15 protein-coding genes and 1 pseudogene are annotated in these 21508 nt (G+C 61.4%); 7 read left to right on the plus strand and 9 right to left on the minus strand.

The annotated features are described in order from the left end of the window. The first annotated feature begins 10 nt into the window (after positions 1-10). The gene (fruA, locus tag QY76_RS08825) at positions 11-1708 is read left to right on the plus strand and encodes a PTS fructose transporter subunit IIBC (RefSeq protein WP_034162562.1); all 1698 of its coding nucleotides are present in this window, start codon (positions 11-13) and stop codon (positions 1706-1708) included. 85 nt (positions 1709-1793) lie between these two features. Here the strand turns inward: fruA and cycA are convergent, their stop codons facing one another. The 3 genes from cycA to QY76_RS08840 form a co-directional block, all read right to left on the minus strand. After that, positions 1794-3212: a D-serine/D-alanine/glycine transporter gene (gene cycA / locus QY76_RS08830; RefSeq protein ID WP_034162561.1), complete on the minus strand. Its 1419-nt coding sequence runs from the start codon at positions 3210-3212 to the stop codon at positions 1794-1796. 294 nt (positions 3213-3506) lie between these two features. Further along, on the minus strand, positions 3507-4103 hold the full coding sequence (gene mepS, locus QY76_RS08835) for a bifunctional murein DD-endopeptidase/murein LD-carboxypeptidase (RefSeq protein WP_045424336.1): 597 nt from the start codon (positions 4101-4103) through the stop codon (positions 3507-3509). Positions 4104-4558: 455 nt separating this feature from the next. Next, entirely contained in the window at positions 4559-5554 is a 996-nt protein-coding gene (locus QY76_RS08840) for a GTP-binding protein (protein WP_045424338.1), read from the minus strand. A 382-nt stretch (positions 5555-5936) separates the two neighbouring features. Between QY76_RS08840 and QY76_RS08845 the strand changes: the two genes are divergently transcribed. From QY76_RS08845 to QY76_RS08860, 4 genes are all read left to right on the plus strand, one after another. Then, positions 5937-6263, plus strand: coding sequence for a hypothetical protein (locus QY76_RS08845; protein ID WP_225865095.1), 327 nt, complete (start codon positions 5937-5939; stop codon positions 6261-6263). A gap of 213 nt (positions 6264-6476) precedes the next feature. Continuing rightward, positions 6477-7229: an FCD domain-containing protein gene (locus tag QY76_RS08850; protein WP_034162557.1), complete on the plus strand. Its 753-nt coding sequence runs from the start codon at positions 6477-6479 to the stop codon at positions 7227-7229. 102 nt (positions 7230-7331) lie between these two features. Next, positions 7332-8873: an EAL domain-containing protein gene (locus QY76_RS08855; protein ID WP_045424341.1), complete on the plus strand. Its 1542-nt coding sequence runs from the start codon at positions 7332-7334 to the stop codon at positions 8871-8873. Between the two features lie 165 nt (positions 8874-9038). After that, positions 9039-10622, plus strand: coding sequence for a methyl-accepting chemotaxis protein (locus QY76_RS08860; RefSeq protein WP_034162555.1), 1584 nt, complete (start codon positions 9039-9041; stop codon positions 10620-10622). Positions 10623-10684: 62 nt separating this feature from the next. Here the strand turns inward: QY76_RS08860 and QY76_RS08865 are convergent, their stop codons facing one another. Next, entirely contained in the window at positions 10685-12157 is a 1473-nt protein-coding gene (locus QY76_RS08865) for a mannitol dehydrogenase family protein (protein ID WP_034162554.1), read from the minus strand. Between the two features lie 406 nt (positions 12158-12563). Here QY76_RS08865 and uxuA point away from each other — a divergent pair, with 406 nt between their 5' ends. Further along, positions 12564-13754 (plus strand): mannonate dehydratase, encoded by a 1191-nt coding sequence (uxuA, locus tag QY76_RS08870; protein WP_034162553.1) that lies wholly within the window; start codon positions 12564-12566, stop codon positions 13752-13754. 74 nt (positions 13755-13828) lie between these two features. Here the strand turns inward: uxuA and yeiP are convergent, their stop codons facing one another. Both yeiP and mtr read right to left on the minus strand, forming a co-directional pair. Beyond that, complete coding sequence (gene yeiP, locus QY76_RS08875) at positions 13829-14401, minus strand: elongation factor P-like protein YeiP (RefSeq protein WP_045424344.1); 573 nt, start codon at positions 14399-14401, stop codon at positions 13829-13831. Between the two features lie 187 nt (positions 14402-14588). After that, complete coding sequence (mtr, locus tag QY76_RS08880) at positions 14589-15839, minus strand: tryptophan permease (protein ID WP_034162552.1); 1251 nt, start codon at positions 15837-15839, stop codon at positions 14589-14591. Between the two features lie 285 nt (positions 15840-16124). Between mtr and QY76_RS08890 the strand changes: the two genes are divergently transcribed. Then, positions 16125-16385 (plus strand): YkgJ family cysteine cluster protein, encoded by a 261-nt coding sequence (locus QY76_RS08890; protein ID WP_045424350.1) that lies wholly within the window; start codon positions 16125-16127, stop codon positions 16383-16385. Between the two features lie 5 nt (positions 16386-16390). On the opposite strand, the gene QY76_RS08895 is transcribed toward QY76_RS08890, so the two are convergent. The 3 genes and pseudogenes from QY76_RS08895 to QY76_RS08905 form a co-directional block, all read right to left on the minus strand. Continuing rightward, on the minus strand, positions 16391-17590 hold the full coding sequence (locus QY76_RS08895) for a sugar efflux transporter (protein ID WP_034162550.1): 1200 nt from the start codon (positions 17588-17590) through the stop codon (positions 16391-16393). 136 nt (positions 17591-17726) lie between these two features. Continuing rightward, a pseudogene (gene torA, locus QY76_RS08900) lies at positions 17727-20218 on the minus strand (trimethylamine-N-oxide reductase TorA). After that, a complete protein-coding gene (locus tag QY76_RS08905; protein WP_045424356.1) occupies positions 20218-21387 on the minus strand; it encodes a NapC/NirT family cytochrome c in 1170 nt (389 codons plus the stop codon). The pseudogene torA and the gene QY76_RS08905 overlap by 1 nt, the downstream one beginning before the upstream one ends. Positions 21388-21508: the final 121 nt, after the last annotated feature.

Here is a 21508-nt window from a genome sequence, read left to right on the forward strand (position 1 = left end):
GGAAGGCCATATGAATACCCTACTGATTACGGAAGGTGCGCAGGGCGAGGCCCGTTGTTTCCTTGCCAGGCGTATGCTGGAGGCTGCCGCCGCCCAGCAGCAGATTACCTGGGTTACCCGCCCGCAGGATGCGGCGCTGGTGCTGTTTATCGGTGACGATACCCCGCAGGATGCCGCGCTGGAGGGGAAACCGCTGTACCGGGGCTCGGTAGGCGAGGCTATTCGCCAGCCGGCGGAGCTGCTGGCCCGCGCGCTGCGCGATGCCTCACCCTATCACCATGCGGCGCCGCGCCAGGATCGATCGCAATGCCTGCGGCTGGTCGCGGTCACCGCCTGTCCGACGGGCGTCGCGCATACCTTCATGGCGGCGGAGGCGCTGGAGGCAGAGGCACGCCGTCGCGGCTGGCAGGTAAAAGTGGAGACGCGGGGATCGGTAGGGGCGGGCAACGCCATTACGCCGCAGGAGGTCGCGGAGGCCGATCTGGTGGTGGTGGCGGCAGATATTGAGGTGGATCTGGCGAAGTTCGCCGGTAAACCGATGTACCGTACCAGCACCGGGCTGGCGCTGAAGAAGACGGCTCAGGAGCTGGACAGGGCGCTGCAGGAAGCAGAGATCTACCGCCCTCAGACGTCTGCGCCGTCCGGGGCCGTGGCTTCGGGGAGCCGGAAAGAGGCGGGCGGTGCGTACCGTCACCTGCTGACCGGGGTCTCCTACATGCTGCCGATGGTGGTGGCCGGCGGCCTGTGTATCGCGCTTTCGTTCGTCTTTGGTATTCAGGCCTTCAAGGAGCCCGGCACGCTGGCGGCCGCGCTGATGCAGATTGGCGGCGGCACCGCCTTTGCGCTGATGGTGCCGGTGCTGGCGGGCTATATCGCCTTCTCCATCGCCGATCGTCCTGGCCTGACGCCGGGGCTGATCGGCGGGATGCTGGCGGTTAGCCTGGGGTCGGGGTTTATCGGCGGGATCATCGCCGGCTTTCTCGCCGGCTACGTCGCCCGGGCCATCAGCGGCAGGCTGACGCTGCCAGCGAGCATGGAGGCGTTGAAGCCGATCCTGATCATTCCACTGCTGTCGAGCCTGATCGTCGGCCTGGCGATGATTTACATCATCGGCACGCCGGTGGCGAAGATCCTGGCCTGGCTGACCCACTGGCTGCAGACCATGGGCACGGCCAATGCGGTGATCCTGGGGGCGGTGCTCGGCGCGATGATGTGTACCGACATGGGCGGACCGGTGAACAAGGCGGCCTATGCCTTCGGCGTCGGCCTGCTCAGTACCCAGACCTACGGGCCGATGGCGGCGATCATGGCCGCCGGGATGGTTCCGCCGCTGGCGATGGGGCTGGCGACGCTGGTTGCGCGCCGCAAGTTTGCCCAGAGCGAGCGCGAGGGCGGTAAGGCGGCGGTGGTGCTGGGGCTGTGCTTCATCACCGAAGGGGCGATCCCCTTTGCCGCGCGGGATCCGATGCGGGTGCTGCCGTGCTGCATTCTCGGCGGGGCGCTGACCGGGGCGCTGTCGATGCTGTTTGGCGCGAAGCTGATGGCGCCGCACGGCGGACTGTTTGTACTGCTGATCCCCGGCGCGATCACCCCGGTGCTGCCTTATCTGCTGGCGATCTTGGCCGGGACGCTGCTGAGCGGACTGCTGTATGCGCTGCTCAAGCGGCCAGACGGCGCGCCGCAGAGCCAGGCGAGCAAAACGGCGTAGTCGCGTAAGCGATACCGAGCGGGGGTGTCGAGAGATGCCCCCGTTTTTTTTATCTGTTGACCCTCTGCTAGGCAGGGGGGCTGTTTTAGGCGGCCTCGTCGCGGGAAAGCGCTGAGGGACGCTGGGTGAAGCGCCAGCCGATGGCCAGCGCGATAAACCACAGCGGCGTGACCATCAGCGCCTGGCGCGTATCGGTCTCCAGCGTGAGCAGGATCAGTACGCCAAACAGAAAGGCGAGGCAGATCCAGCACATAACGCTGCCCAGCGGCATCTTATAGCCCGAGGCAGCGTGTCGCTGCGGATAGCGGCGGCGATAGACCAGATAGCTACACAGAATGATAGACCAGACGAACATAAACAGCACGGCCGAGACGGTGGTGATCAGGGTAAAGACGGTGATCACGTTGGGGATCAGATAGAGCAGTACGACGCCTCCCAGCAGACACAGGCAGGAGAAGAACAGCCCGGCGGCGGGCACCGACTGACGAGAGAGGCGGGCGAAGCGGGCCGGGGCCAGACCGCTTTGCGCCAGTCCATAAAGCATGCGGCTGGTGGAAAAAATGCCGCTGTTGGCGGAGGAGGCCGCCGAGGTCAGCACCACAAAGTTGACGATCCCCGCTGCGGCCGGCAGCCCGGCCAGAATAAACAGCTCCACAAAGGGGCTCTTGTCGGGCACCACCTGCTGCCACGGGGTGACGATCATGATGGTGCACAGGGCCAGTACATAGAACATGATAATACGCAGCGGTATCGCGTTGATCGCTCTGGGGAGGACTCGCTGCGGATCGCGGGTTTCCGCCGCCGTGGTGCCCACCAGCTCAATGCCGACAAAGGCGAAGACCGCGATCTGAAATCCGGCGAAGAAGCCACCGATCCCGTGGGGAAAGAGGCCGCCGTGCCACAGGTTGCTGAAGGCCGCCTGCTCGCCGGAGGGGGCGCGAAAGCCGCCGATGGCCATACCCAGTCCGATCAGGATCAGGGCGATAATGGCGACGATTTTAATCATCGCAAACCAAAATTCAGTTTCGCCGAACATTTTGACCGTGACCAGATTGAGCGAAAGCAGCAGCACGACGCAGGAGAGCGAAATAATCCAGTCTGCCAGGTGGGGGAACCAGAAGTGGGCGTAGGCGGTAATGGCGACCACGTCGGCCATGCCGGTGACGACCCAGCAGAACCAGTAGGTCCATCCGGTAAAATAACCGGCGCGGGCGCCGAGCAGATCGGTCGCGAAATCGCTGAAGGATTTATACTCCAGGTTGGAGAGCAGTAGCTCGCCCATGGCCCGCATGACAAAAAACAGCATGAATCCGATAATCATATAAACAAAAACAATAGATGGTCCGGCCAGGCTGATAGTTTTCCCGGAGCCCATAAACAGGCCGGTGCCGATAGCGCCGCCGATGGCAATGAGCTGGATATGACGATTATTCAGATTACGCTGCAGATGTCCGTCGGACGCCGCCTCGCGTTGCTCTGCCGCCGCTGTGAGTCGTTTCCCCATGTCTGCTCTCCCCGAGTGGGCTGTTCTGTTCGAAATGCGCGGATCCGACGGTTCGCCTCCTGCGGCAGTCACTCCCGATGGCCGTCCTCCGCTAACGATAGTAGAAAAGAACGACGGTTTTGAATATGGGGAGTTTAATAAAATGTTAAAATATAGTGTTTATTCGCGGGTTGTGGGGAGAGCCTGCCGTGCTATCGCTACGGAGTAGCGCTTTATTTTGGTTATCATATTTATAGTAATAAAAAACGCTGCCGTAGCAGCGTTTTTTAGGACAGGGGGAGACCGCGGGACGGCTTAGCTGTGGGTATCAGCCTGCGCCAGCTGAGTGCCGGAGAGTACCCGGCGCGCTTCACGGTAGCGCTTGTTCCAGTAGGTGTCGTTCAGGTTGGAGATCGTGACGCCGCTGCTGGTGGAGGCGTGAACAAACTGATCGTTGCCCAGATAGATGCCGACGTGACGGCCCGTAGAGCCGGCGCGGAACAGCACCAGATCGCCGATGCGCAGCTTAGAGCGCTTGATGGCGTGGCCGGTGCCCTCCTGCTGTGAGGTTGAGCGCGGCAGCTCCAGACCAAACTGTTCGCGGAAAGTACGCTGAACAAACGCGGAGCAGTCGATGCCGCGCTTGCTGTCGCCGCCCAGGCGATAACGTACGCCCTTCCAGCTGGCGTACTGATCCATCATCTTGGATTTAACATCCAGATTGCGCACCATCTCCTCAAACTCATCCTGAGACGCCTGTAGTAATAGATTGTCTTTGTTGTTGACTACATGCGTATCAGTTTGTGCGTAGCGATCGGAGGGTGTCGTAGTACATGCCGAAAGCAACACTGCGGCGGCGATGGCGGGCGCCAGGCGCAGAATGTATCTCAGAACTGGTTGAGACTTGACCATTATAAACCGTTTCCCTTGTTGTCCTTAACGACCTGTTGTGTCGCTATCTGAAAATTACCCTTCCAGAGACTAATTTCCGCGTGGGGTACTGACAATCGCGCTGAGGCAGAATTGTGCAGCAGAACACACTTTTTGTCCCGATTTCCGCTATTCGCAGCGCAGACGCTCTGCGACCGGAGGGACATGGCCGGATTAAACCGTGCGCCATCGCGTATCCTGCCCAGATATTCAGTAGAAGCCACTGTGCTAATCACATGTAAAACAAGTCAATTATATGACCTATTTTCTAGATTATGCGCCCCTCTATTATATTGAGGAAAAAGATAAACGGGGAGAGATATCTTATCCAAAGGTAAGCAATGGTTTAATTTGACACACTTGGTAATATATTTGGCGCGAACTTGTCCGCGTCGGCGTGTCCGGCGCGCCGGAAAGGCGGGGGCGCCCCGGCCAGGCTATGGCGCGGACGCCTCCGGTCGACGGGTGCGTAGCGCTAACAGGGCGCTTTGCAGCGCGTTCCAGTCGGCTTCGGCATCATGGATCACTTCGATGCGGCTGTCCGGCGGCGGCGCTTGGCGGGTCTCTATCTGTAAATCCGCCCCCTGGCGATTAATACAGAGGGTGCCCTCGGCTACCCGTACGGCGCCCTTAATACGGAGCAGCGGGGTTAAACGTACCCATTCCAGTAGGCCGATGGTGTCAAAGACGCTCTCTGCGCTGAAGACCCAGCCGCAGCTAAAGTAGCCTTGGCCCTGGTTGAGCGCTCGTCGCCAGCCCTGCCCGGGCCGTAGCCGCAGCGCGGCGATGCCCGATGCCGGGGCGGGCGGCGCGTGATGATGGCGTGCGTCGGGCAACGCTGCCGTACGGGTGCGCGGGCGATCTAGCCAGGCGGGATCGATCTGTCCGCGCTGGGTTTCGAGCAGCGTCCGCCCATCGCCCAGGGCCCGTTGCCAGCGACGCAGCGTGTCGCGGGCGCCGTCGTCATAGGTATCTATTTTATTGGCGACGATAATATCTGCCGCCGCCAGCTGATCGCGAAAGTTCTCATTATCCTGCAGTCGCGCATCGTTGAGCTGGCGGGCATCCAGCAGACACAGCGTTGCCTGCAGCATCAGCCAGGCGCTGTAGACGTCGCTTTCCAGCAGGCGCAGGATCTGCGTGGGGTGACCGAGCCCTGTCGGCTCGATCAGCAGTCGGTCAGGCTGCGTTTTCAGCAGCATGTTCAACCCTATCTGCATCGGCAACCCGTTGACGCAGCACATACAGCCGCCGGGGATCTCTTTCAGCTGGGCGCCGCTGTCGGCGAGCAGCGCGCCATCGATCCCTATCTCACCAAACTCATTGACCAATATCGCCCAGCGCTCCCGGGCGGGCTTATTTGCCAGCAGGTGGCGCAGGGTGGTGGTTTTTCCGCTGCCCAAAAAACCGGTGATTATATTTACGCGGGTCATGCGCAGTTCCCTTGTTATTAGAGGCCATTGAGAGCGCCGCTGGTTTTGTGAGAGATCAGACATTCTTAGGAAAAATGTGCGCGGAAACAACCCTATTTTTTAAGAGTTTTCTCACCGCTGGCAACCTATTCGCGACGTTACCGGTAAAGAAATGGGGAGTAATTGGTTGTTTATGCTAATCACTTGTTTTTTATTGGTTTGTAATTCTGTTTTTACCTTTTGAAAAGAAATAACTGAAGTTTTGATCTGCATTGCCGTTAGTAATCAACGAGTTCTGCTATTTTTTAGGAGAGGTGTTAACAGGGAATGTCACCGTTTTTTCATCCGCGATCGACGTTTGGCGAGATGAAAAGACGCAGTAACTTGACGACGGGAGTGATATATGAGGCGTGAATGCTTATCACTGGTGAAGATTGTCGTTATGGGGATGTTGCTGGGGGCCGGATTGGCCGATACCCCTGCCCAGGCCGCTGGCTCGGGCGTGGTACAGTTTGGTGGTATGATTGTGGAGGATGGTTGTCAGTTTAAAATAGTGAATGATCAGATCCATTCCGAATGTTATCGGGACGGTAAAGCCCAGACGGCTACGCGCAGCGTTGAGCGGGCGCAGCAGGGGGCCATGGCCCTACCGGCCCAGGTTGGCGAGAGCCATCTGACCTGGCTGGATGATGCACATGCGCAGGCGTTGCTCACCGTCTCTTATCGCTAAGAATGTTCTGCCTGGAACGCCCCTGCCAGCGCAGGGGCGTTCTTCATCGTCATGCTAAGCATTATCTGCCCGCGCGCCCGCGTCGTCCTTTTTCTTAATGAATTCATGCTGTGATACAATCAGAGCCACTATAGCGGCACGCTAGTATTAACAATTGGTCTGTCCAATTGGTGCTTTTACTCCGCAGATGCGGCACAGCCAGAGGGGCACGTCATGAGATTGTATCAGGAAGTCGGCAATACGCTGCGCACTGCCATCGCGCGCGGCGACTATCCCATCGGAGATCGTCTGCCGCCGGAGCGCGATATTGCCGAACATTTTGACGTGAGCCGCAGCGTCGTGCGCGAGGCGCTGATCATGCTGGAGCTGGAGCATCTGATCGATGTTCGTAAAGGCTCTGGGGTATACGTCGTCGCTTTACCGCAGAATGTATCCTCCCCGCGGGTGCGGAACCTGGATGAGAACACCTTTGGCCCCTTTGAGCTGCTGCAAGCGCGCCAGCTGCTGGAGAGCGAGGTCGCGGCCTTTGCCGCGACGCAGGCTACCAAGTCCGATATTCTGAAGATGCGCCAGGCGATTGAGCAGGAGCGCCTGGCGCTGAACGCAGGGTGTGCTGATGAGAGCGCGGATGAGCAGTTTCACTGCCTGCTGGCGCAGTCGACGCAGAACAGCGTACTGGCCGGTATGGTGGAGGATGCCTGGCGCGCGCGCAAGCATAATCCGCTGTGGGCGGGACTGCATGGTCATACCCAGGATTTCAGCTACCGCTGGGACTGGCTGGAGGATCATCAGCGGATCCTGCAGGCGGTGCTGCGGCGCGACGCGCGCGACGCTAAACAGGCGATGTGGCAGCATTTGGAGAATGTTAAGGCTAAGCTATTAGAGATCTCCAATCCAGACGATCCGGGATTTGACGGCTATCTGTTTGACTCTACGCCGGTGGCGCTGGGCGGCATGGCGCCATAGCACGTCGCCGGTCTTCTGCATACGCCGGCGGGGTCAGGAGCGCTGCCGCAGCGTGGAGAGCGGGTTTGACCCTTATCGCAGCGCCTGCGTGCGGGGCAGCCTATGCGCAGCTATCTGCGCCCGCTGCTGTCTGCGGGCGCGGTGGGCATGGTGCTGCTGCTGGCTACCGTCACCATCTCCTGGCAGGCCTCGCGGGGATTGGCCGAGTCGGCCAAACAGCGGCTGACGCTGGCCATCTGGCAGATCGATGAGGCGCTGGACAACGCCCAGACGGCGGCCGATGCTGTCCGGCGTTACGCCGGACAGCCCTGCGATACGGTGTTGCATAATATGCTGGCGCTTCAGGCGACGACGGTACCCGACGTGCGTTCGGTCAGCCTGGCACGGGCGAGCGCTATCTACTGCTCCTCTCTCTACGGCGCCTTTCATGCCGAAGTCGGCTATGACCACTACACCAAGAGCCGCTTGACCCTGATGTCTGGCAACCGGATTACGCCTCACCGCTCGCTGGTGGTGTTTCGTGAGCCCGGGCAGGGGGATACCAGCGTGCTGGTGGGGATAGACGGTTACTACCTGCGGAATATTCTGCGCTCGCTCAGTACCCCGACGCCGCTGTATCTGCATATCGGTGCGGGCTGGATGGATCCTCTGGGTAAGGTCGTCGATGCGCCGCCGTCGGTGGACGGACACCGCTTTGTCCGCAGTTCGTCGCGCTACCCGATCTCGGTCGCCACGGTCGTTCCGATCGACAGCCACTGGACATATATGCTGGACTACTCCCGCGGGAGTCTGGTGCTGTTCCTGGTGCTGGCCATCGTTTTCGGGGTTGGCACCTACCGCCTGGCGGGGCAGGTAAACTCGCCGGTCTCCTACCTGCGCGAGGCGCTGCGGCGTCATCAGTTTATCCCCTATATTCAGCCGGTGGTCAACGGCGCGGATGAGTCGCTGAGCGGCTGCGAGATCCTGATGCGCTGGCAGCATCCCCAGATGGGACTGATCCCGCCGAATAACTTTATCCCACTGGCGGAGGACAGCGGCCTTATCGTTCCGATGACGCGCGATATTATGCAGCAGGTCAGCGACTATTTTGCGCCGCGCTGCCATAGCCTGCCGGCGCATTTTCACTTTGGTTTTAATATCAGCGCCAGCCATTTTAACGATCTGAGCCTGGTTGAGGAGTGCCGACGCTTTATCGATGCCTTTGCCGCCAACCCGATTCGGCTGGTGCTGGAGCTGACCGAGCGCCAGCGGGTGCCGGACGGCGAGCTGACGGATCAAGTCTTTCACGAGCTGTGGGCGCTGGGGGGGCTGCTGGCGCTGGACGATTTTGGCACCGGACACTCCAGCCTGGCCTATCTACAGCGTTATCATTTCGACATCATCAAGATCGATCAAAGCTTCGTGCGGATGATCGGCAGCGATATGCTGTCGGGCCACATCGTGGATACGGTGATCGCGCTGGCCAAGCGGCTGGATATGGTCACCCTGGCGGAAGGGGTTGAGACCGAGGCGCAGCTGCAGCATCTGCGCGCCTATCGGCTGGATTACCTGCAGGGATATCTGTTTGGCCGTCCGCTACCGCTGCCGGACTTTACCCGGGAGTGGTTGACGCGCGTGGTTAGGCAGGCGCGTCAGCCGCGCTAGGGGGGCCCCGCGCGGGGCCCGGGGGCTCTCCTCTGCCCGATGGGGGTACAGGATATTTGTATAATTTATGCCCGGTTATTTCTATTAAAAAAATGATAAAGAAACAGGAGACCTAGCCGATAATCTTTAACACTTGAGTGCAAATGACAAGAGAATATCGGTCACATGTTTTCTAAAATCAAAATAGCCAGACTGCTTCCTATCATAATCGTTGCAATTTTTTCAATCCAGGCGGTTTCATTTATATTCTTTTACGATGTTATTAATAGCGACGCTGGACATATTCAGGAAAACTATCAATCACGGCGTAACGTCATGTTTTTTAGCGACGCATGGATCAACCTGGTTCAGGCGCGCTCCACGCTGAGAGAGGCTCAGAATCAGGCCGTTGCGGCGACGGTCGACCGGGAGCGGATGCAGGGACTCTTCTCCCGCGCCGATCGGCGGATCGCCGAAGCGCGCAGTAATTACGTGGCCTATAAAGATATTCCCGACGTTGACGGGCTGGATGTGAACGTAGTCAATCGGGTTAATAATGACTTCACGAAATATCTTTCGACGGTGTCTAAAATAGCTGAACTGCTTAAGCAGAACGATATTCAGCGCGCGGTGGAGCTGAACCAGCAGCTTATTTCACTGAATATTGAAACACAGCATGCATATAATTTATGGCAGGAGGAGCATGACCGACTGATGGAGGTCGGGGTGCAGAAAAGTCAGCACGCCAGCCAGATCATGAAGTGGGTGCTGCTGCTGCTGGCGCTGCTGTCGATTCTGTGCCTGCTGCTGTGCTGGGTATCGGTTAAGCAGGCGATGCTGATACCGCTGCAGCGCATCATCCGCAGCGTACAGCGTATCGCTCAGGGGGATCTGACGCAGCGTTTTCAGCGTCATGGCAAGAGTGAAATGGGGATCCTGGCCGCGCATATCGATGACATGCAGCGGGCGCTGCGGGAGATCGTCGACTCGGTTCGCCACAGCGCCGGCGCCATCTACTCAGGCGCCGGTGAGATTGCCTCGGGGAGCAGCAATCTGGCCTCACGCACCGAGGAGCAGGCCGCTGCGCTGGAGGAGACCGCCGCGAGCATGGAACAAATGACCTCCATTGTCGATCAGAATACCGACAGCTCACGCCACGTGGCGCAGCTGGCCGGCGAGGCAACCCACACGGCGGAGTCCGGCGGACAGGCCATCGCAGAGGTGGTGAAGACCATGGAGGAGATCGCCGGCAACTCTAAGCATATCGCCTCAATTACCAACGTCATCGATAGCATTGCTTTCCAGACCAATATACTGGCGCTTAACGCCGCGGTGGAGGCGGCGCGGGCCGGCGATCAGGGACGCGGTTTTGCCGTCGTGGCCAGTGAGGTGCGTAGTCTGGCGCAGCGCAGCGCCCAGGCGGCGAAAGAGATCAATACGCTGATCGCCTCATCGGTCGAGCGGGTCAATCAGGGCAGCGCCAATGTGTCGGCGGCCGGCGCCACCATGGCAAATATCATTAGCGCCATTACGCATTTATCCGGTCTGATCGGGGAGATATCGTCGAGCGCAGAGGAGCAGAGCCGTGGGATTGCCCAGATCAATCAGGCCATCAACCAGATGGATACGGTGACGCAGCATAACGCCACGCTGGTGGAGGAGTCCACGGCGGCATCCCATGCGCTGGAGGGGCAGGCCAAGGCGTTGACCGAGATCGTGGCGGCATTCAACGTCAGCGAGGCGGCGGCGCTATCGCCCGCGGTAGCTTAGGCTTCTTGATGGAAGGACGCACAGTCTGCCGCCGCCGGGCGGCAGACTGCGTTGGGGCGGAATTACGCCTGGCTTGCCAGCGTAGCGCAGGTGCGGGCCGCGCCCTGCTGCATCAGTGAGAGGTAGGCGACGGTCACCGCCTCGACAAAACGGGGCTCCTGCGGCAGTGCGTCGCCGAAGACCGCGCTGACGCCCAGCAGCGCCTGGACACGCTCTGCGCCGTCGGCGCTGTTGGCTACGCACTGCTTCAGGGTTTCCGCCATCGGATCGCGGACATCGATGGCCTGGCCTGCGTCATCGGTACCGCCGACATAGCGCATCCAGCCCGCGACGCCCAGCGCCAGGCAGGGGAAGGCGCTGCCGTGGGCCAGATGCCAGCGAATGGAGTCCAGCATGCGCTGCGGCAGCTTCTGGGTACCGTCCATGGCGATCTGCCAGGTGCGGTGCTTCAGCGACGGGTTGCTGTAGCGTTCGATCAGCTGCGCGGCATAGCGCGCCAGATCGACGCCGCTGACGCTCAGGGTCGGCGCCTGCTCCTGCAGCATCAGGCGATGGGCATCCTGGCGGTAGGCGGCATCCTCCATGCAGTCATTGATGTGCTCATAACCCGCCAGATAGCCCAGGTAGGCTAGGAAAGAGTGGCTGCCGTTGAGCATACGCAGCTTCATCTCCTCATAGGGCAGTACGTCGCTGACCAGTTCGGCGCCGACGGCTTCCCACTCGGGACGTCCGGCGACGAAGTTGTCCTCGACCACCCACTGAATAAAGGGCTCGCAGGCGATGCCGCACGGGTCGTCGACGCCGAGGGCGGCGCCGATCTGGCTCAGGCTCTCCTCGGTGACCGCCGGTACGATGCGATCGACCATGGTGCTGGGGAAGGTGACGCTGTCGGCGATCCACGCCGCCAGCTGCGGATCGCGCGCCTGCGCCAGATCCAGCACCGCATTTTTCACCACGTGGCCATTTTCCGGGATATTGTCGCAGGAGAGCACCGTAAAGGGAGGCAGGCCGCGCTCGCGGCGCAGACGCAGGGCCTCTACGATCGCGCCGGGGGCGGACGCCGGCTGCTGCGGGTGCGCTAGATCGGCCTTAATCAGCGGGTTGCTGAGATCCAGACGACCGCTGCCCGGCTCGATGCAGTAGCCTTTTTCGGTGACCGTCAGGGAGACGATGGCGACCTGCGGCTCGGCCATCTTTTCGACCACCGCGTCGATACCGTCGAGGGCGGCGTGCAGCGACTCATGTACCGCGCCGATGACGATGGCCTGGTTATGGCTGGCGCCCCTCTCCAGCACGCTGTACAGGTGATCCTGCTGGCGCAGCTGTTCGATCAGCGTTTCGCCGCCGATCAGGTTGATCTCACAGTAACCCCAGTCGCCGCCCAGCGTATTCAGTACGCGGTCGGTAAGCAGCGCCTGATGCGCGCGGTGAAACGCGCCAAATCCCAGGTGCACGAGGCGGGATTTCAGGGCGCTGCGATCGTAGGAGGGGCGCTGTACGTCGGCCGGTAAGGTATAGTTGGCGAGGTTGTTCATTCGTAACTCCATCTGATGGATGACGGAAGCAGCGCCGCCCTCGGCGGCCTGTTTCGTTGCTATAGCCATAAAAGGTGTTAGACCACTTGCTGATGGCACTCAGCGGCATGGCGCCTGCTTTTCCCAGCGTCGTCGGTTTGGTCTGACAGCATCACACAGGCTTGCAGTCTAAATTGATATGATAGAAAATCAAATTGGTTAGTCCAAAATTACCCGATAATCGTGAGGCGGATCAACCAATCACACTTTCGCTTTTGACAGCTGCACCCGGATGCGTCAGGGTAAAGCTGAGTGATATCTGTGTCGATTTGGTATGACAGATTATGCCGGCGGAGGCCGTGAAGCGTAAAACCTGTCTGACCCGTCACAGGAAGACCCGTTAACACACCGCAGAAGGTAACAGTAGATGGAACAAACTTGGCGTTGGTATGGCCCGAACGATCCGGTTTCCCTTGATGATGTCCGCCAGGCTGGCGCCACCGGCGTAGTGACGGCGTTGCACCATATTCCAAACGGCGAAGTCTGGAGCGTGGAAGAGATTGAAAAACGCAAAGCGCTGTTGGCCGAGAAGGGATTGACCTGGTCGGTGGTGGAGAGCGTTCCGGTCCATGAGGAGATTAAAACCCAGACCGGCAACTACCAGCGCCATATCGACAACTACAAGCAGAGCCTGCGCAATTTGGCAGCCTGCGGGATCGATACCGTCTGCTATAACTTCATGCCGGTGCTGGACTGGACGCGTACCGATCTGGAGTTCCAGCTGCCGGACGGCTCCAAGGCGCTACGCTTCGACCAGATCGCCTTTGCCGCCTTTGAGCTGCATATCCTGAAGCGCCCGGGCGCCGCAGAGGATTACAGCACAGAAGAGCAGGCGCAGGCCAAGGCCTACTTCGACGCGATGAGCGAGGCCGAGGTGGCCAAGCTGACCGCCAATATCATCGCCGGTCTGCCGGGGGCGGAGGAGGGCTACACCCTGGATCAGTTCCGCGCCCGCCTGGCGGAGTATGATGGGATTGATAAAGCGGCGCTGCGTGAGCATATGGCCCACTTCCTGCGTGAAATCGTACCGGTGGCGGAGGCCTGCGGCCTGCGTCTGGCGGTGCATCCGGACGATCCGCCGCGTCCGATTCTGGGTCTGCCGCGCATCGTCTCTACCGTCGAGGATATGCAGTGGCTGAAAGAGGCCGTCGATAGCGTCTACAACGGTTTTACCATGTGCACCGGGTCGTACGGCGTACGCGCCGACAATGACCTGGTGGCGATGATCGAGCGCTTCGGCGATCGCATTCACTTTACCCACCTGCGCGCCACCTGCCGGGAGGCCAACCCGAAGAGCTTCCACGAGGGGGCTCACCTGCAGGGTGATGTCGATATGTTTGCGGTGGTCAAGGCGATCCTGACGGAGGAGTCCCGTCGTCAGCAGGCCGGCGACATGCGTCCGATTCCGATGCGTCCGGACCACGGTCACCAGATGCTGGACGACCTGAAGAAGAAAACCAACCCGGGCTACTCCGCCATTGGCCGTCTGAAAGGGCTGGCCGAGGTGCGCGGCGTCGAGCTGGCCATCAAGCGGGTCTATTTCCCGCAGATGAAGTAACGGCGCGGGCGATGGCCTAAAAATAAGGGGGGACGCATGGGCGTCCCCCCTTTCGTTTGCGTTAGGCGTCGGGCTTAGTCGGCGCGTCCCATAAAGCGGCGCTCTTCGACGTGAATACGGATCTTCTCGCCGCTGCTCAGGTATTCTGGCACCTGCACTACCAGGCCCGTTGACATGGTGGCCGGTTTGGTGCGCGCGCTGGCGGAGGCGCCCTTGATGCTCGGCGTGGTCTCGACGATCTCCATATCAACGGTCTGCGGCAGCTCCAGTGCCAGCACCTGGCCCTCCATCGTTAGCACCTGCATGCCCGGGATGCCGCCTTCCGGAATAAACAGCAGTTCGTCTTCGATCTGCTCTTTCTTGAAGGTGTACGGGGTGTAGTCCTCGTCATCCATAAACACATACTCGTCGCCGTCAATGTAGGAAAAGGTGACGGGGCGGCGGCTTAAGGTGATGGTTTCCAGCAGATCGTCGCCTTTAAAACGTTCTTCGACCTTCAGCCCGGTACGCACGTCGGAAAAGCGCATTTTGTACAGGGTTGCCGCGCCGCGCGCGCTGGGGGACTGGATATCAATATCGCGGACCAACAGCAGTTTACCGTTGTAGTTTACCGCCATACCGCGTTTGATCTCGTTAGCTCTGGCCATGATTGCAATACCTTAAAAAAACAGCGGGGTTATTCGGCCGCGCGCCCGCCCGGCAGGAGTGCCTCTGGCGGGACGCGGTCAGGTGGCGACACACTACCCGCCCGCTGCGGTTCAGGCAAGGGGAGGCGGTGTAAAAAGTCGGATCGGCGGGGGAAAAGCGCCCCCCGCAGGAGAGGGCGCCCGGACGCTAGCGGTAAATCGGTAACAGATTGAACAGAGAGAGAATATGGGCCGCGGCGCTGATCAGGCCAAAGGCGATAACCAGGATGATGACCGCCGTCCCGCCGGGGACGCGATAGCTCGCCCGGGGAAAGCGACGCCGGCTGGCGCGCGCCATCAGCGCCGGGACGATCACCGCCCAGATCGTCGCGGCCAGACCGGCAAAGCCGATGGCGTACAGAAAGCCATTAGGGAACAGCAGGGCGCCGATCGCCGGCGGGACAAAGGTGATCAGCGCGCTTTTGGCCCGTCCGCTCGGGGTATCCGCAAAGCGCAGCATATCCGCGATGTAGTCGAACAGACCCAGCGAGACGCCGAGGAACGAGCTGGCCAGCGCCATATAGGAGAAGGCGTTCAGCAACTGTGTGACCAATGGGCCGCTGGCGACGCTGCCCATCTGCTTGAGCAGGCTGCCGATATTGCCACCTTCGGCGATGATCTGGCGGAAGGCGGCGCGGCTGATATTGCCCTGAATCACGTACTGCCAAAAGATGTAGATCACCAGGGCGATCAGGGTGCCGTACAGCAGGCTGCGTACCACGGCGCGGCTGTCTTTGTTGTAGTACTTGACCAGCCCCGGCACGTTGCCGTGGTAGCCGAACGACGTCAGCAGGTAGGGCAGCGCCGCCAGCGCGTAGGGCAGGTAGTTCGCCTGGGTATCCGCGCTGTCAAACAAGATCGCGCGGTCGACGTGAGTAAACATATCGCCGGTTGACAGCAGGAAGGTGATCACCATTCCGCCGATCAGTATGGTGCTCAGGCGATCGACCGCGCGGGTTGACAGCCAGACGATAAAGCCAACCAGCAGGGCGAAGACTCCGCCGGCCAGCGGCTGCCCTACCTCGGCCAGCGGCGCCAGGGTATGGGTGATGATGGAGCCGCCGGCGGAGATGTAGGCGTAGGTCAAAATATACAGCACGAAGGCGATCGACAGCCCGTTGACGCTGTTCCATCCCTTCCCCAGCAGATCGCCGACCATGGTGTGAAAGCTGGCGCCCGCCGGGTAGTGCAGGTTGCTCTCCAGGATCATCAGACCGGACAGATACATGCAGGCCCAGGTGACGATCAGCAGCGCGACGGAGAGGCTAAACCAGACGCCGGCGGTGACGACGGGGATCGAAAACATACCGGCGCCAACGGCGGTGCCGGCGATGATCATCGCGCCGCCCAGAATAGAGGGGCGCTGCAGCGAGTGGGTCAAAGTCTGCTCCATGGTCATGTGACGTTACTCCTGGAAAAAATTCTTGTGTACTAGCTCAATAGTACGATGCCGCGCGCGGAAAGTAAACCGGTTACGCAGCGGCGGAATAAGAAAAAGGGCGAATGGCGAATGTTCACCGGCGCGCGGGGCGGGAGGGGGTATCCACGACTGCTGCATTTCACCGGCGGTGGGGGTAGCGGCGGCGGCGGCGCTCTGGTAGGGTATGCGCCCGGCGCGCGGGGCGGCGTTTTTTTATCCACCCGCGCGCATCAGTGACCGCCCTCAGGCGGCAAGGAGAGAGTGATGGAGTGTCGTAGCGACTGCGGTGCCTGCTGTATTGCCCCGTCGATATCCAGCCCGATTCCGGGGCTACCGCAGGGCAAACCGGCGGGGATCCCCTGTCCGCAGCTGGATGAGATGATGCGCTGCCGCCTGTTTCATAGCCCCGCGCGCCCGGCGGTGTGCGGACAGCTGAAGCCCTGCGCTGAGATGTGCGGACAGAGCCGCGAGGCGGCCCTGGGCTATCTGCGGCACCTGGAGCAGGCGACGGCGCCGGAGGCGTAGCCCCCTTACGGCGCCGCGGCCGGGCGATCTGGTCTCATCTGCAGCAGGCAGGCGAGGGCGATGAGCAGCATCGCCAGCGCCACCGGGAATACGGATGCGTAGCTCCAGATCTCTGCCAGCGTGCCGGCGACGGAGCCGGCGATGATCCAGCCGATGCGCCCGCTGGTGGTGAACAGCGTCGTGGCCGATCCCGCCTGTCCCGGCATCAGATCCTGAAAGTAGAGCATGCCGATCCCGGCCAGAATACCGATAAATACCGCGTTGAGCAGCTGCAGGGCCAGCAGCGCCCACGGGTGGGTGATCCACAGTAGCCCGCCGTAAAACAGCAGACCGGCCACCAGCGCCAGAAGCATCAGCCGCCGTTTTCCCAGCCGCGCAGCATAGACGCCGGCGATCAGCATCGTCGGGATCTCCAACCCGGCCGCGGTTCCCATCATCAGTCCCGCCAGGCGCTCCGGCAGCTGCAGCTGGTGGCTGACGTACAGCGGCATGTTGATCAGGTACATGCTGTTGCAGGTCCACATCAGCGTGGCGCAGGCCAGCAGCAGCAGAGTTTGGCGCCGATTGCGCCGCGGTGCCTGCGCGCCGCCGCGCGGCGTCTCTGCCGTCCGCGGCATGGACGGTAGCCAGCGCCAGACAATGGCGGCGCACAGCAGAAAGGTGAGAGTGGCGGCCAGATACATAAAGGTAAAGCCCCAGCCCAGCGCCAGGGCGAAGGCCAGCGGCGGGCCGATCACCCAGGCCAGGGAGATTTGCGCGCGCAGTACGGAGCTGAACATCACCGCCTCTTTGCCGCAGCGATCGGCGTACTCGCGCGCCAGGGCAAACATCTGCGGGTTGGCGGTGGAGCCGAAGCTGGTCAGGCAGACGCCGACGATCAGCAGAAGATAGTAGTTACGGTTGTAGGCGAACAGCAGGCAGCCCACCGCGCCTAGCAGGCAGCACAGCAGGATCAGCTGCTTACGATCGCCGCGCCGATCGGAGAGGCTGGCGAGCCACTGGCTGACGATGATGCCGATGACCGCGCTGCCGGTATAAAACAGGCCGACCATCAGCGGGCTGCCGGTAACCTGGCTGGAGAGAAACAGGCTTAGCGTCGGGGTCTGCAGCGCCCCGGCGATCCCGGTAAGAAACGCGACGATCAGGAAGGCGCAGCCGGTGCGATCGGGTAAGCGGCGGGCGAGGGTGCGGGCAAAAGTCAGCATGAGAAAACCGGTATCGGGTCAGGGCGTCAGGGGATAGGCGTTGCGCATGTTACCGGCCATTGGTGAAAATGAAAAGGGATTTCAATATTCCATCACGCAGGGAGAGGCGGCCAGGTTTCCCCAGCCGCATAAGGGGTTAGGCTCCGCGCGGTACGTCGTGCGCGGTGTTGGCCGGTGGCGTGCCGCGGAACCTCTCGATCTCCAGCTGCGCCATATGGCCGCAGTTGCCCTGGGCCAGATTCGAGGAGCCGATGTCGAAGGTCAGACAGTTCACATTGCCGTTCTTGCACAGCGAGCCGGGCTGTGCCGGATCGGCCGGATCGAACCAGGCACCTTCGCTGATCCGCACGACGCCGGCGCGAATGTCCTCGGTGACGATGGCGCCGACCAGGATTTGCCCGCGATCGTTCCAGGCCCGCACCACATCCCCGTTGGCAATCCCGCGCGCCTTGGCGTCCTGCGGGTGGATCAGGATCGCCTCGCGATCGGCGACCGCATACTTTTCACGCAGCGGGGTGTTGTCCAGCTGGGAGTGCAGGCGGTTGACGGCGTGGGCGGTGCTCAGGGAGAGCGGGAAGCGCTGGGCGACCTCGCTCTGATACCACTCATAGGGGGGAGCCAGCTGGGCAGGCCCCGACAGTCGCTGTAGTGCATGGCGGCGATGGTATCGGAGTAGATCTCGATCTTGCCAGAGGGGGTCCCGAGCGGATTCAGCAGCGGGTTCTCGCGGAAGTCGGCGTAGCGCACCCACTCCTTGTTGGCCGGCGGGATCGGGAAGCGGATGTAGTTGTTGGATGCCCAGAACATATCGAACGGCGGCAGCGCGACGCGCGCGTTGCGTGCCTGGGCCGCCATGCCATCGTACATTCCCTTCAGCCACTGGGCCTCATCCTTACCCTCGCTAAAGGCGTCCAGCACCCCCAGCTTTTCGGCCAGCCCGGCGAAGATGGCGAAGTCGTTGCGCGCCTCATGCTGCGGGGGAACGCATTGGTGCATCGGGAAGACATACAGCTGCGAATAGTCTCCGCCCATCTCCAGATCGTTACGCTCATAGCTGGTGGTGGCCGGCAGGACGATATCGGCATACTTGGCGGTGGCGGTCCAGTAGGGCTCGTTGACCACGATGGTCTCCGGGCGGCGCCAGGCGTCGATCAGATTATTGGTGTTCTGATGGTGCCCAAAGGGGTTACCGCCGGCGACGTAGACCATCTTCACATCGGGGTAGGTGACCTTACCGCCGTTAAAGTCGATGGTTTTCCCTGGGTTGGCCAGGCAGTCGGCGATACGCGCCACCGGGATCGGCGTGGGGCTGTTTTGCGGGGCATTGCCGGCAGAGATGCCGGAGATAATACCGCCGCGCGCGGTCGGGCTACCGCCGGAGGAGTAGTGGTAGCTAAAGCCAAAGCCGCCGCCGGGCAGGCCGATTTGCCCCAGCATGGCCGCCACGGTGACCAGCAGCCAGTGGGGCTGTTCACCGTGGTGCTGACGCTGAATGCCCCAGCCAGCCATGATCATGGTGCGGTGGTGCGCCATATCCCGCGCCAGGCTGCGCAAGGCGTCGGCGTCGACGCCGCTGATGGCGGCCGCCCAGGCGGCGTCCTTGACCACGCCGTCATCCTTGCCGTTGAGGTAGTCGGCAAAGCGATCGAAGCCCACGGTATAGGTGGTGAGGAAGTCGCTGTCGTGCAGTTTTTCGCTCAGCAGAGTATGGGCGATACCGAGCAGTATGGCCGAATCGGTGTAGGGGTGCGGGGCGATCCACTCGGCGTTGAGCTGGGTGGTACTGGCGCTGCGCACCGGATCGATGCTGACGATGCGGGTGCCTTTTTTCTTCAGCGCCTCGAAGCCGGTCTGGCCGACGTGGTCCGGCATATTCCAGCTGTTCTCAAGAGTGAGCATGGGGTTACAGCCCCACAGGACGATCAGCTCACTGTGCTCGATGACGTTGGGCCAGGCGGTCTGCTGTTCATAGACCTCCATGGAGCCGACCACGTGGGTCATGATCACCTGGGCCGCGCCGGTGGAGTAGTCACCGGCGTAGCCGAGGAAGCCCCCGCTCAGGTTCATCAGCCGCTGCAGCAGGGTGCGGCTGTTGTGCAGCATGCCGACGCTTTTCCAGCCGTAGGAGCCGGCGTGGATGGACTGCGGCCCGTACTGTTTCTGCAGGCGGGCAATCTGCCCGCTGACCAGGGTCAGGGCCTGATCCCAGCTTACGCGCACCCACTCATCGCACCCGCGCAGCTCGGGGCGGCCGTGCTCTGCGCCGCCCTCCAGCCAGCTCTTGCGCACCATGGGATACTTGATCCGGTTGGCGGCGTGCACCTGGTAAGGCGCCATGGTGATCAGATCGTTGGGATAGGGATCGTCGCTGACCGGCTGCACGCCGACCATGCGTCCCGATTCGACGATGGCCTCAAAGGCGCCCCAGTGGGCGCCGGTCAGGATCCCCTTCTGCGCCGGCTGCAGGGCGGTAAACTGGGGTAGCGCCTGGCTAATCGCCTGCGCCAGCGCCGATTTCGGCCACAGTCCGGCCAGCAGGGGAGCGCCGAGCAGAGCCGCACCACCGGCGATAAAGCGGCGGCGGGATACGCACAGCGGCGCAGCGGGCAGGGATGTTGTTTTGCTCATCACTTGGGCTCCTTGGTGTTATCTGCACCGTTAGCGGACATATCGCTGGCGTGTTTCTGGACATACTGGGTCAGCAGGCGCAGCTGCTCTTCATTCAGCGAGGTGCGCGATGCCATGCCTTTCACCACGCCGATCCATTGGTTGGCGTTGAAGCGATCCAATGCGGTCAGGCCGTGGCAGCCGGTGCAGTTGGCCGACATCATATCGGCGGCATAGCGCCAGATGGGCTGTTCACTGCCGATGAGATTGGCCTTGGGCAGCCAGATGGACAGCGTTACCCGGTGCCATACCAGCCCGGTCGCGGCGTCGGTGTCGCTGGACTGCACCTTCACCTGTTTGCGGGCCGCCTCGCCCAGCAGCGCGGAGAGGATACGCTTGCCCTGCGCCGCATAGATCACCTGGTTAACGCCATTCTGCTGCCAGCCGCTCAGCTCACCCTCCACCATGTCCCCGCGGCGCTGCAGCACCCGGATCTCCGTCGATGGCATCAGGCTGCCGTCGCTGTGTGCCCCGGCCTGCGGCGCCAGGAAGAAGGGCTGAGTGGATATGGCGTAGAGCGTACGGGCACCGTCAGGGGTTTTCGCGGCGGCGGCGGCCAGCTCGCTAGCGCCGGCGGCGCTCAGGGCGCTCATATCCGGCAGAATATGGGCGACCCCCTTATGACAGTCGATACAGGTTTCCCCGTCCTTGATGGCGACGGGGTGCTGTTTGCGGGCTTCCGCGCTCTGATCGATGATATCCATGGCCTGGTAGCTATGGCAGGAGCGACAGGTGGCGGAGTCGTTGGCTTTCATGGTGTTCCAGACGCTCTGCGCCATGGCCAGCTTGTGGGCCTGGTATTTCTCCGGCGTGTCTATTTTACCGGTTAGCTCGCCGTAGACATCCTTCAGCGCCAGTACCTTGGTCTTCAGGAAGTCGAGGGGCTGCTGTGGAATATGGCAGTCGGCGCAGTCGGCCCGGATCCCCGGCTTATTCTGGAAGTGGACGCTGCCCTGATATTCGGCCAGAGGCTGTTGCATGGTATGGCAGGAGACACAAAACTCGGTGCCGCTGGTTTTGTGCAGGACGGTGAAGGTCGCAGCCAGCAGGGCAATGCCGAGGATGATCCCCAGCAGCACCAGCCACGGCCAACGCCGGCGTCGCCCGGGGGCGGCGTAACGATTGCTCATAATGATGACCTTATTATTATTGGAGAGAGTTTTTACTTGCCATTGTTGTTGGGAGCATCACCGCGCGCCGGGCCGGGCCGCTCGGTGCATTACTCCTCGGTAAATCATATTACTATTTCCG

This window comes from Edwardsiella sp. EA181011 (assembly GCF_000800725.1).
GTDB lineage: Bacteria > Pseudomonadota > Gammaproteobacteria > Enterobacterales > Enterobacteriaceae > Edwardsiella > Edwardsiella anguillarum.

Coding starts and splice junctions, on each gene's coding strand:
- QY76_RS08860 (WP_034162555.1), top strand. CDS start 9,039: ATGTTTTCTAAAATCAAAATAGCCAGACTGCTTCCTATCATAATCGTT.
- fruA (WP_034162562.1), top strand. CDS start 11: ATGAATACCCTACTGATTACGGAAGGTGCGCAGGGCGAGGCCCGTTGT.
- QY76_RS08855 (WP_045424341.1), top strand. CDS start 7,332: ATGCGCAGCTATCTGCGCCCGCTGCTGTCTGCGGGCGCGGTGGGCATG.
- QY76_RS08905 (WP_045424356.1), bottom strand. CDS start 21,387: ATGAGCAATCGTTACGCCGCCCCCGGGCGACGCCGGCGTTGGCCGTGG.
- QY76_RS08840 (WP_045424338.1), bottom strand. CDS start 5,554: ATGACCCGCGTAAATATAATCACCGGTTTTTTGGGCAGCGGAAAAACC.
- QY76_RS08850 (WP_034162557.1), top strand. CDS start 6,477: ATGAGATTGTATCAGGAAGTCGGCAATACGCTGCGCACTGCCATCGCG.
- mepS (WP_045424336.1), bottom strand. CDS start 4,103: ATGGTCAAGTCTCAACCAGTTCTGAGATACATTCTGCGCCTGGCGCCC.
- cycA (WP_034162561.1), bottom strand. CDS start 3,212: ATGGGGAAACGACTCACAGCGGCGGCAGAGCAACGCGAGGCGGCGTCC.
- QY76_RS08845 (WP_225865095.1), top strand. CDS start 5,937: ATGAGGCGTGAATGCTTATCACTGGTGAAGATTGTCGTTATGGGGATG.
- QY76_RS08895 (WP_034162550.1), bottom strand. CDS start 17,590: ATGCTGACTTTTGCCCGCACCCTCGCCCGCCGCTTACCCGATCGCACC.
- QY76_RS08890 (WP_045424350.1), top strand. CDS start 16,125: ATGGAGTGTCGTAGCGACTGCGGTGCCTGCTGTATTGCCCCGTCGATA.
- QY76_RS08865 (WP_034162554.1), bottom strand. CDS start 12,157: ATGAACAACCTCGCCAACTATACCTTACCGGCCGACGTACAGCGCCCC.
- mtr (WP_034162552.1), bottom strand. CDS start 15,839: ATGACCATGGAGCAGACTTTGACCCACTCGCTGCAGCGCCCCTCTATT.
- uxuA (WP_034162553.1), top strand. CDS start 12,564: ATGGAACAAACTTGGCGTTGGTATGGCCCGAACGATCCGGTTTCCCTT.
- yeiP (WP_045424344.1), bottom strand. CDS start 14,401: ATGGCCAGAGCTAACGAGATCAAACGCGGTATGGCGGTAAACTACAAC.